General features: G+C 63.9%; 6 protein-coding genes and 1 pseudogene. 4 read left to right on the top strand and 3 right to left on the bottom strand.

Annotated features, from left to right (window positions below):
* Nucleotides 1–575 precede the first annotated feature (575 nt).
* Nucleotides 576–1,619, top strand: a complete 1,044-nt coding sequence (locus tag RBT42_RS16310; RefSeq protein ID WP_320367051.1) for an integron integrase — start codon at nucleotides 576–578, stop codon at nucleotides 1,617–1,619.
* Between the two features lie 19 nt (nucleotides 1,620–1,638).
* Here RBT42_RS16310 and ybiB read toward each other — a convergent pair whose 3' ends face one another.
* The 3 genes and pseudogenes from ybiB to RBT42_RS16295 all read right to left on the bottom strand — a co-directional run.
* The gene (ybiB, locus tag RBT42_RS16305; protein ID WP_320367050.1) at nucleotides 1,639–2,610 is read right to left on the bottom strand and encodes a DNA-binding protein YbiB; all 972 of its coding nucleotides are present in this window, start codon (nucleotides 2,608–2,610) and stop codon (nucleotides 1,639–1,641) included.
* Nucleotides 2,607–5,438: a molybdopterin-dependent oxidoreductase gene (locus RBT42_RS16300; RefSeq protein WP_320367049.1), complete on the bottom strand. Its 2,832-nt coding sequence runs from the start codon at nucleotides 5,436–5,438 to the stop codon at nucleotides 2,607–2,609. The genes ybiB and RBT42_RS16300 overlap by 4 nt, the downstream gene beginning before the upstream one ends.
* A 16-nt stretch (nucleotides 5,439–5,454) precedes the next feature.
* Nucleotides 5,455–6,657 (bottom strand): annotated as a pseudogene (locus tag RBT42_RS16295) (NAD(P)/FAD-dependent oxidoreductase); the annotation flags it as partial.
* A gap of 179 nt (nucleotides 6,658–6,836) precedes the next feature.
* Between RBT42_RS16295 and dcd the strand changes: the two are divergent.
* The 3 genes from dcd to RBT42_RS16280 all read left to right on the top strand — a co-directional run.
* A complete protein-coding gene (gene dcd / locus RBT42_RS16290) occupies nucleotides 6,837–7,406 on the top strand; it encodes a dCTP deaminase (RefSeq protein ID WP_320367047.1) in 570 nt (189 codons plus the stop codon).
* Between the two features lie 240 nt (nucleotides 7,407–7,646).
* The gene (locus RBT42_RS16285) at nucleotides 7,647–8,042 is read left to right on the top strand and encodes a DUF1801 domain-containing protein (RefSeq protein ID WP_320367045.1); all 396 of its coding nucleotides are present in this window, start codon (nucleotides 7,647–7,649) and stop codon (nucleotides 8,040–8,042) included.
* 46 nt (nucleotides 8,043–8,088) lie between these two features.
* Nucleotides 8,089–8,934: 3',5'-nucleoside bisphosphate phosphatase (locus RBT42_RS16280; RefSeq protein WP_320367043.1), on the top strand; the 846-nt coding region annotated here is incomplete at its 3' end.

The following is an 8,934-nucleotide window of genomic DNA, read 5'->3' as shown; positions in this document are numbered from 1 at the left end:
TGGCTCATGGCCACGGCCTGGAGCTTGAACTCCAGGCTATAGCGTTTGGTCTTTTGTGGTCCAGGTGTGCCCATGGCACGTATTCTCCGTTAGGTCAGAGTGTCCACAAAAGTCAGGCAAGGTTCGATTCGGCTTGAACGCATCGTTAGGCCGCTCCCTCTTGCCTAGGCTGCCTCTTCTGTCTACTCCTCGTCACGAGGTGCAACGCCACGTAGGTGGCGACTAGTGCGAGCAGAATCGACACGCAAAGAATGGCGAGGAGAAGCCACACCGGTGCGCCGTCAAACGCCCCTACGATGAGAGGCCCAGCCAGAGTTCCCGTCAGTGATCCTGTGAGTGCGAAGAGGAAGAACACTAGCGCCTGGCGAGGCGTCACTTTACGGCTATTAGTCATCGTGTTCTCCCGAAGCTGCTTGTAGGGCCTAACTGAAATTAGACAACCACACTCTGCCTGAGCGTGTTGTCGTCGAGACATCGTCCTTAGGAGGGGCGACAAGTACGCCTCCCAGCGGCACCATGTCGTTATGCGGATGTTTTCCCTGTCTGCTGATCTTCATTAGGCCGCCTAAATTTCCATGTCAGAACGCTTCAGTCCGTCAGCGCCAGCATACCCGCCAGCAGCAAGCCCGGGTCCGGCGTCCTCTGTACCCCCCTCAAGTCAGGGTCCCAAACTGCTCGACGCCTTGCGAAGCCAGTTGCGCGTCATGCATTACGCGTATCGCACCGAGGAAGCATACGTGGATTGGGTCAGGCGCTTCATCTTGTTTCACGGCAAAAAGCACCCACGCGATATGGGCCCTAAAGAGGTGGCCGATTTTCTGAGCCATTTGGCGGTGGCCCGTAACGTTTCTGCTTCTACCCAAAATCAAGCCAAGGCAGCGATACTCTTTCTGTATCGCCATGTCCTCGGCACCCAATTGCCGTGGGTGGATGACGTGGTCATCGCCAAGGTTCCACAGCGGCTGCCGGTGGTGCTGACCGCTCGAGAGGTTCGCAGTCTGCTGCACGAACTCAACGGTACGACCGCATTGGTCGCGTCACTGCTGTACGGAACAGGCATGCGCCTGATGGAGGGCCTGCGCTTGCGGGTGAAGGATATTGATTTCGAACGGCGCGAAATCGTGATCAGGGAGGGCAAAGGCAGCAAAGACCGTGTCACGGTGCTGCCGGAGAACCTGATTGAGCCGCTACAGCAGCGCTTGCGCAAAACCCAGCAAGTGCATCAGGCGGATCTCGATGCGGGACTTGGCGAGGTACACATGCCCGACGCCCTGCAGGTCAAGTATCCCAAAGCTGGGCGAGCTTGGGGATGGCAGTACGTGTTCCCCAGTCAAGCCCGCTCGGTGGACCCCAGGTCTGGGGTGATCCGGCGCCATCACCTGTCCGAGCAATCGGTGCAAAGGGCGATCTCTGGGGCTGCCAAGCGCGCAGGCATCCACAAGCCGTGCTCGCCGCATACATTGCGCCACAGTTTTGCGACGCACCTTCTGCAGGCCGGCTACGACATCCGTACAGTGCAGGAATTGCTCGGCCACGCGAACGTCGCCACCACCCAGATCTATACACACGTGTTGAACAAAGGCGGACGAGGGGTGCTCAGCCCCCTCGATCAACTTTGACCTTGGCCACACAAGTGCCTCAGGACACGGCCAGGGTACTCAGGCTCTCAACCAGGCAGTCTGCCTGGGCAGCAACGGAGGCGGGCAGGGGCTTGCGGCCACACATGACATCGTTCAGGTACGCGGCCGTTTCTGCGGCGCCGTGCCCGTACGGCAACTCCGGCAGATCAACCAGCACTCCTTCTTCCGGCGCACGACTCAAGGCAGCGTGGCGTTGGCCGTTCAAGAACACGTCAAACCGAGGTTGCCGCCGTGCGTCCGCCACCGGCTCGCCCTCGGTGCCGCGCATCAGCAGCGCATGGGCCTGTGCCAATTGCAGGTAGTCGGTCAGCGAGTGCGCGTATTCCGGGTGGGTGTGATTGACCACTTGCATACTGCGCACGCCCTGTGCTGCATGGGCGTCAAAAGGGTTCAAGAGTTTGGCCACGGTGTGGCCGGGGTTGCGCAAGCCAATCGTCCAGCGCACGGCCAGCAGCTTGGCCAAGGGCGCGCAAAGGTGGGCAATGTCCATGAAGGCGGGCTGTCCGGCTTGCCAGGCGCGTGCCAGGTCGTGGTCGCTGCTCACCCGTGGCAGGCGGGCCTGCTCGAACACCTCCGCCGTCGTCACCCGGGTCGGGTCTTTGGCGGGGCCGTGCACCAGCACGTTCACGCCACGTTGTGCCAGACTGGCCGCGAGCAAGGCGGTCAGGTTGGGCAGTTTGCGGGCGCCGTTGTAAGAGGGCAGCACGACGATGCCCCGGCCGCCCTGGACGGCGACCTGGCTGGCTTCTTCCAGCGGCAGGCAGCGTGCGTGGGTGGCTCGCATAAAGCCCTGCAGTTCTTGAGCGGTTTCGCCTTTGATGCGCATGGCCAGGCAAAACGCACCCACCTCCAGATCACTCACCTGGGCATCCAGAACTTGCCCCATCAGGTCCGCAGACTGGTCGGCATCCAGAGGGCGGGCGCCGTCTTTGCCTCGGCCAATGACTTTGATGTACGCTGCAATGCTCATGATGTCTCGGTCTGTGGAACCGAGGCATTATCTCGCGCCAGCTTGCGCAGGGTGGGCAAACACGAGCCACAGTTGGTGCCGCATTTCAGTTCGGCTTGCACCTGTGCGAGGCGCTCTGGCTCTTTGCCTTCGCAGCGCTGCAATGCCACGACGATGTCGGGTTCGCACACGTTGAAGCAGGTGCACACCTGTTTGCCTTTGGCGGCCATGGGCACCAAAGGCTCGCTGCCTGGGGCCAGCAGGTTGAGGCCGAACGCATCCACCCCTGCATGGTCTTGCAGCAAGGGCTTGAGCCAGGCTTCAGCCCGCGTGTCGCCTGCCAGCAAGAAGGCCTTCAGCATTCGGCCCTTGTGACCCGGCACAACCTCCACCGTGCGCATGTGGCCGTGTGTCCAGTCGCTGTAGCGCATCACCTGATCGCCCTGAATGCCCAATGCAAGCTCAATTTGCTGGATGGTGTCGATCGGTGGTGGCTCGGTATGCGCCGCGCGGAACAGCACGCCCACATGCTCATCGGGCTCTCGGCCAAAAGGCACGCAGGCGCCAAAGGCGAACGCCTGCATCCAGGGTTTCAGCCGCTCACGGGCCTGCATGGCCTGTGAGGCGGGTATCCAGGCCATGGCCACCAGTTGCCAGGGCAGGGCGGCTGCCTGTATCCGCACGGCCGCATGCTTCAATTCGGGCTGGCCAGATGAGGCACAGCGGGCGGGCGTGGTCAGCGCATTGACGCCGCCGCGCGGCCGCCCAGCGGCGTCCACGCCGCCCAGGTACTCGTTGCCCCAGTGCATGGCCATGAAGGCGTGACCGGCTTGTACGGCCTCGCTGGCCTGCGCAGGCACCACGATCTGACCGCGTCGCGATGTCACCAGCACCAGTTCGCCCGCTTTCAGGCCCAGCGCAGTCAGGTCTTGCGGATTCAGCTCGATGCCCGGTTCGCTGACATGCCCGAACAAGCGTCCCAGCGTGCCCGTGCGACTCATGCCGTGCCACTGGTCGCGCAGGCGGCCAGTGTTCAGACTGAAAGGGTAGTGGGCATCGGCGAGCTCGGCCGGCGCCGCATATGCCACGGCGGCGAACCGCGCACGGCCACTGAGTGTGGCAAAGCGGCCGTCGGTGTACAGGCGTGCCTGGCCGTGCGTCGCCTGGGCTCGCATGGGCCATTGCTGCGGCCCCACGGTCTCTAAAATCTCGTAGCTCAGTCCGGTGATGTCAAGGTCGCGGCCTGCTGTGGTGGCGCGGTGCTCCAGCCACACCGATTCCGCGCGCTCGTAGGGAAACAAGGTGGCCGTACCAGGCCGGTAGCGGGCCGTCTGCGCAGGCAAGCGGGTTTCCAGTTCCCGGCCAAAGGCCGCCAGAATCGCCCAATCGTGCCGTGCCTCGCCCAAAGGTGGGAGGGCCGCCCGCACCCGGCTGATGCGTCGCTCGCTGTTGGTGACGGTCCCGTCCTTCTCACCCCAGGTGGTGGCGGGCAGAAGCAGGTCGGCAAAGCCGCACGTGGCCGTGGTGGCAAAGGCTTCCTGCACCACCACATAGTCGCAGCGCGCGAGAGCCTCGCGCACCAGTTGCTGTTCCGGCAATGACTGCGCCGGGTTGGTACAGGCAATCCACAGCGCCTTGATTTCACCGCGTGCGGCGGCTTCGAACATGTCCACTGCATTCTTGCCAGGTGTGGCGGGCACCTCGCTCACACCCCACAGGGCCGCCACCTCGGCGCGGTCCTGTGCATTGCGCAAGTCCCGATGGGCGCTCAGCAAGTTGGCCATGCCGCCCACCTCGCGCCCGCCCATGGCATTGGGCTGGCCGGTCAAGGAGAACGGGCCCGCGCCCAGTCGGCCGATCTGTCCGGTGGCCAGATGCAGGTTGATCAGCGCCGCGTTCTTGTCGGTGCCTCGGCTGCTTTGGTTCAGCCCCTGGCAATACAGCGACAAGGTGGGGGTGAGGCCGCCGAACCAGCGGGCCGCCGTGATCAGGTCGGCCACCGGGATGCCGCACAAACGCGCCACCACCTCCGGCGTGTGGTCGCTCACCACAGCACGCAGCGCCTCAAAACCCTCGGTGTGGCGCTGAACATAGCCCAAGTCGACCAACCCTTCGGCCAACATCACGTGCAGCATCCCGTGAAACAGCGCCACATCGGTGCCGGGCTGAATCGGCAGGAACAAGTCGGCCATCTCCGCCGTTTCGGTGCGGCGAGGGTCCGCCACGATCAGCTTCATGTCCGGGTTGGCACGCCGCGCATCCTCAATGCGCCGAAACAGAATCGGGTGCGCATAGGCGGTATTTGACCCGACGATGAACAGCGTCTGTGCCAGAGCCAGGTCTTCGTAGCAGGCCGGCGGTGCGTCGCTGCCGAGCGTGGCTTTGTAGCCGGCGACCGCGCTGCTCATGCACAGGCGCGAGTTGGTATCGAGGTTGTTGGTGCCAATCAGCCCTTTGACGAGCTTGTTGAGCACGTAGTAGTCCTCGGTCAGCAACTGGCCGGAGCCATAGAAGCCCACCGCATCGGGGCCGTGCGTTCGAATGACCGAAGCAAACCGATCGGCCGCTTCACTCAGCGCCGCGTCCCAACTCACAGAGGAGGGTGCCTCACTCCGCTGCGCGCGACGCATGGGGCGCAGCAAGCGCGTTTGTTGCTGCACCGAGTCCGCAGCTGTCAGGTGCAGGGTGCTGCCCTTGGTGCACAGGCGACCAAAGTTGGCCGGATGATCAGGGTCGCCCTGCACACCGGTGATGCGCCCCTGCTGGGTTTCGATGAGCACGCCACAACCCGTGCCGCAATAGGGGCAGGTGGCGCGCGTGACTTGGGTCTGCGCTGCGGGGTGGTTCATGGCTTCACCCCGTGATCTGGCCGAACATCAGGCCGCTGCGGCGTGCCGCCACCGAAGCCCCGCTTTGGATCAGCTGAAAGTAGTCGCTGCCGTGGCGCGTGTCCCCATACATGCAGGCCCCCACCAGCTTGTCCTCTTTGAGCACCAGCTTCTTGTAGACCCGGGTCAACGGGTCAGACAGTACGATCGCCTCGGTGCCTGGCCCGCCCATGAAGTCGCCAGCCGAGAACAGCTCAATGCCCGTCACCTTCAGTTTGGTCGACAGCCGCGAGCCCGTGTAGCGGCCAATGCCATGCAGGGCCAGGTGGTTCGCGCACACCTTGCCCTGCTCGAACAGGGGGGCTACCAGCCCATAGGCCACCCCCCGGTGCGCAGCACATTCCCCCACGGCATAGACACGGGGGTCGGTCACCGTCTGCAGGGTGTCGCTCACAACAATGCCGCGCTCGCAGTGCAAGCCAGCCTGCTGCGCCACCGCCACATTCGGGCGCACGCCAGCGGCCACCACCACCAACTCGGCCGGGATCTCGCTGCCATCTTGAAAGCGCACGGCCTGCACGCGGCCATCGCCATCACCCACATAGGCCTGCGTCTGCGTGCGCAGCCGAAACGTCAGCCCGCGCTCCTCCAGCGAGGTCTGCAACAGTCGCGCCGCAGTTTCGTCGAGTTGTCGGTCCAGCAACCATGACCCCAGGTGCACCACCGTGACCTGCATGCCGCGCTGCATCAGCCCATTGGCCGCCTCCAGCCCCAGCAGGCCGCCGCCGATCACCACCGCGTGCGCGTGGCGGGCCGCGGCATCGATCATGTACTGCGTGTCGGCAATGTCCCGGTAACCGAGGACACCGTCGAGTTGCGTGCCGGGCAGCGGCGGCAAGAAGGGCGTGGAGCCGGTGGCCAGCAGCAGGCGGTCGTAGGGGGCCTGCGTGCCGTCGTCGGCCGTGACGATGCGGCGCGTGCGATCGATGGCGACCACCTTCTTGCCCAGATGCAAGGCGATGCCGTGCGAGGCATACCAGTCCAGCGGGTTGAGGACGATCTCGTCGAGCGTCTGCTCGCCGGCCAGCACAGGCGACAACAAAATACGGTTGTAGTTGGGATGGGGCTCGGCACCAAACACCGTGATCTCATACAGATCGGGCGCCACCTTCAGCAGCTCCTCCAGCGTGCGGACACCGGCCATGCCGTTGCCCACCATCACCAGCTTCATCTTCGTCATGCACAGGCTCCGTCAGCGAGTATGGATATCGTTGTCTGGAAGGCCAAGCATGAACCAGGCCAGCCTTGCGAACCCTTTCGGGGCAAAAAAAGCGTCACACAGGCAGGGAAGGGGCGCGCACGGGGCCGCGAGAGGCGCCGAGGATCGAGCACAATCACGCCAGTGAAACAGGAGATTGCATGAGCATCAAATCAGACCGCTGGATTCGCCGCATGGCGGAAGAACACGGCATGATCGAGCCCTTCGAACCCGGTCAGATCCGCGCCAATGCGCAAGGCGAAAAGATCGTCAGCTATGGCACCAGCAGCTACGGCTACGACATCCGCTGCGCCCCCGAGTTCAAGGTGTTCACCAACATCCACTCGACGGTGGTGGACCCCAAGAACTTCGACGAGAAGAGCTTTGTGGACATCAACAGCGATGTCTGCATCATCCCGCCCAACAGCTTCGCGCTGGCCCGCACGGTCGAGTACTTCCGCATTCCGCGCAATGTGCTGACCATCTGTCTGGGCAAGAGCACCTATGCGCGCTGCGGCATCATCGTCAACGTGACGCCGTTCGAGCCCGAATGGGAAGGCTACGTCACCCTCGAGTTCAGCAACACCACCCCCTTGCCCGCCAAGATCTACGCCGGTGAAGGCTGCGCCCAGGTGCTGTTTTTCGAGAGCGACGAGGTTTGCGAGACCAGTTATCGTGACCGAGGTGGCAAATACCAGGGTCAGACAGGCGTCACTTTGCCCAAGACATGACATGATCGTCACCAGACCGGCAGCGCCTGACACACGTGTGGGGTTACCGCCGGTCTTTTAGAATCTGACGCCAGGTGAAATCTGTTTTGCCTGTCCCGGATCCGCTCGGGCTCAAACAAAAAATTCCAGAAGGAAATCGCACGGGCAGCGCACTCACGGCCGAGTTTTCGGACTCATGGGAGGGGGTGAGCGCGCAGGATTGTTGACTGTTGTACCCCTTTTCATAGAGCTACACCCCCGATGCGCCGACCGCTCCAATCTCCCGCGTTGATCAACGCGTTCTACGACAGCCTGCGGCCCGAGCAGCGCGAAACCGCGCTGGCCATGCAGCGGGCCATCTTGTCGGTGGCCCCGCACCTGCGTCCCGAGGTCAAATGGGGCAACCTGTGCTTCATGAACGAGCACGACAACGTGATGGCGATCGCCTTGTTCAAGATGAACGCCCACCTGCAGATCTTCAACGGCGTCGCCCTGGTGCCCGAGTTTCCCGAGCTGGAAGGCGCGGGCAAGGGGATGCGCCACATCAAGTCTCGCTACCGGCAGCCGGTCAACGAGCAGCTGGTGCGCGAACTGACCCTGGCCAGTCTGCAGGCTGCCGCCACCGCGGCGCACCGAGCCAGTCACCGGTGGGGTTAATCGGGTCGGGCGCCACCGTCCTGCCCCTGCTTGTTAGCATGCCGTGATGCACACCTTGAACGCCGACCTCCACTGCCACTCGAATGTGTCGGACGGCACCCTGTCGCCCGAAGAGGTCGCGGCGCGTGCGCACCGCAATGGGGTGGCGCTGTGGTCCTTGACGGACCACGACGAGATCGGCGGCCAAGACCGTGCCCGTGACGCCGCCCACAGTCTGGGCATGAGCTACCTGACCGGCAGCGAAGTGTCGGTGACCTTTGCCGGCGAAACCGTGCACATCGTGGGCCTGGGTTTTGACGCCACCCACGCCGAGCTGACGCAAGGCCTGGCGGCCACCCGGGGCGGCCGCGAGCAACGCGCCCGCGCGATGGCGGCTGACCTGGAGCGGGTCGGCGTGCAGGGGGCGTTCGAGGGCGCCTTGAAGTACGTCGGCAACCCCGACCTCATTTCCCGCACCCATTTCGCCCGCTACATCGTTGAAATCGGCCTGTGCAAGGAACTGCCCGACGTCTTCAAGCGCTACCTCACCGAAGGCAAGCCCGGCTACGTCAAACACCAGTGGGCCAAGCTGAGCGATGCCGTGCGGTGGATCACCGAGGCGGGTGGCGTGGCCGTCATCGCCCACCCCGGGCGCTACGACCTCACGCCCAACGAAGAGTTCGCGCTGTTCACCGAGTTCAAGGCCCTGGGCGGACTCGGCGTGGAGGTGGTCACTGGGAGCCACACGGTGCCCGAGTATCAGAAGTACGCCGACCTGGCCTGTGAGCTTGACCTGCTGGCCTCGCGCGGTTCTGACTTCCACGATCCCAATGAGAGCCACACCGACCTGGGCACCTTGCCCGCCCTGCCCAAGCGCGTGACCCCGGTATGGGAGGCGCTGGCGCACCGCATC

This window comes from Aquabacterium sp. (assembly GCF_034003525.1).
Taxonomy (GTDB): Bacteria; Pseudomonadota; Gammaproteobacteria; order Burkholderiales; family Burkholderiaceae_C; genus Aquabacterium.
Note: the sequence above shows the minus strand (reverse complement) of the source record. Positions and strands in the feature narration are given on the sequence as shown.